The 1,871-nt window shown below is 39.4% G+C and carries 4 protein-coding genes; 1 reads left to right on the forward strand and 3 read right to left on the reverse strand.

All coding sequences use genetic code 11. From position 1 onward, the window contains the following. A partial coding sequence (locus ACFIJS_RS08880) for a phage integrase central domain-containing protein (protein ID WP_404978541.1) occupies positions 1-470 on the reverse strand: 470 nt, incomplete at its 3' end. Between ACFIJS_RS08880 and ACFIJS_RS08885 the strand changes: the two genes are divergently transcribed. Next, entirely contained in the window at positions 469-603 is a 135-nt protein-coding gene (locus ACFIJS_RS08885; protein ID WP_375651252.1) for a hypothetical protein, read from the forward strand. The two genes, ACFIJS_RS08880 and ACFIJS_RS08885, sit on opposite strands and share 2 nt — an antisense overlap. A gap of 192 nt (positions 604-795) precedes the next feature. Here ACFIJS_RS08885 and ACFIJS_RS08890 read toward each other — a convergent pair whose 3' ends face one another. Beyond that, positions 796-1,251, reverse strand: coding sequence for a hypothetical protein (locus ACFIJS_RS08890; RefSeq protein WP_375651248.1), 456 nt, complete (start codon positions 1,249-1,251; stop codon positions 796-798). Then, positions 1,248-1,799 (reverse strand): YqaJ viral recombinase family protein, encoded by a 552-nt coding sequence (locus tag ACFIJS_RS08895; RefSeq protein ID WP_375651250.1) that lies wholly within the window; start codon positions 1,797-1,799, stop codon positions 1,248-1,250. Before ACFIJS_RS08895 ends, ACFIJS_RS08890 begins: the two co-directional genes overlap by 4 nt. Positions 1,800-1,871 lie beyond the last annotated feature (72 nt).

Here is a 1,871-nt window from a genome sequence, read left to right on the forward strand (position 1 = left end):
GGATTTCTATTTAAAAGGGCATTATCAACCGCCCAATTAAAGAGACTGTTTAAAGAGGTCAAAAAATGTTTTGCCGCCGCGGGGGTCTCTCGCCTTCTATCTACGGCTTCAAGAATGTGTTGTTTGTTTATGCTTTTATATGCACGATCACCGATATGTTTAGAAACATTATTCAGAATTCGATATTTAACTTTTTTAGTAGATTCTGATTGATTATGCCATTGCATGCTTTGTAAATACTGATGCAACAACCAATCGAAAGACCCTTCTGTGAGTCTGGTACGCCTCTTTGTTTTGGAGGAGCCATTTTGCGCTTGTTTAATAGCCAGCGTATAATTGTCAACAAACTCTTGCGTTCCATAGGTTCCTTCAATCCGAAACCGTGGTCCATGACCAATACGTACATACCATATAACTTTACCATGGCGTGTACGTTCACGAACAAGATGCGGTGGACGGCGTTTTGGCATGGCTAAAACTTTATACCGTCGACAGAGGGGCAGCTTTTGCTGGTCTCGTAGTCTTCTTGCTCGTTTTCAAGTGGTGGAAAATCATCAATGCTATAAGTATTATCTGTCGTTGTTGGTGTTATGGTTTTATTGATATGAATTAATAATTCCCCTGTAGGTTTGATTTCTATGAGTTCACATCCTTGTTTTTAGCTTCTCTTAAAGCACGAGCAATAGCTGGTTGCGTGATAGTCGGTGGGCGGTGTGGCATGTTTATTCCCCTTCATTTTAGATGTAATTCACTCGTGGCGTGAATCACGCTGGTGTTAAAATTTTGTTTGTGTTGCTAGAAAGGAATGTCGTCTTTTGCTGAAGAGTCGCCGTTCTGGGCGGTCATAGTTCGTTTACAAGCTTCTGAATTATCATAAATTTTTGTATCGCCATAAATTCTTGAATCATTATCGATAACCACATTTCCATAAATTTCTACGCTTCCAAAAATATGACCTCTATATATTTTGACGTTATTATAAATTTTTGCATTTCCAAAAATCTCTGCACTATAAGCAACTTGTGCGTTATCAAAAACCTTAGCGCTATCGTAAATATTGGCAAACAAATACGCCTTGGCATCATTATAAATCCAACAATCGTTTTCATGACTTAAATTGTCTTCATGCTCTATAAAGCCGCCAAGATCACCTGCCTTTACATCTCCAAAGTCTTTCAATGCACGGATGCGGTAAAGCGTAATGTATCCATCAAACTCAATTGTTTCATCAGTAAGTTCGTATTTTCTCATCTGGTTTTTTCTCTAGTTGAGATTCTTCTATCGTCATCAATCCAGTCGTCCCAACATACACATGCTTCACCGTAAATTTTTGCATGACCGTAAATATGCGCATCACCGTAAACTTGCGCATTGCCGTAAACACGCGCCCTATCGTAAATGTATCCCTCACCGTAAACTTGTGCATTGCCATAAACTTCTGCATTATCAAAAACGTGCGGTTCACCGCAAATATATGCATCACCGTAAACTTCTGCATGACCGTAAATACATGGTTCATCTAAAACTTCTGCTTTGCCATAAATACGAGAATTGCCGTGAACCTCGGCATAACCGTAAACATGTGCATTCTCTTCATGTTCAATGCCCCATTGCATAGCAGGTGTTGTATAAGATTGGCTTACTTCCTCTATTAAGCGTTCTGTCATGAGTTTCGTTTTGTAATCTTCATATTTGCTTGTAGGCAAACCTTTTGCTGTCTTACTGAGTACGTTGTAAACATTTGAAGCAGTGACTTTTCCTAAGCGCGCTTGAAACCATTCTGCTGTTCTTTGTTCCATCTCACACCGCCGTTTGTTGTTGAGTTGGTGCATATTCAATATCTTGTATAGGTGCATCTAATTGCTCTTGTT

The organism is Bartonella sp. OT172YNZD (genome assembly GCF_042193725.1).
Taxonomy (GTDB): domain Bacteria; phylum Pseudomonadota; class Alphaproteobacteria; order Rhizobiales; family Rhizobiaceae; genus Bartonella; species Bartonella grahamii_A.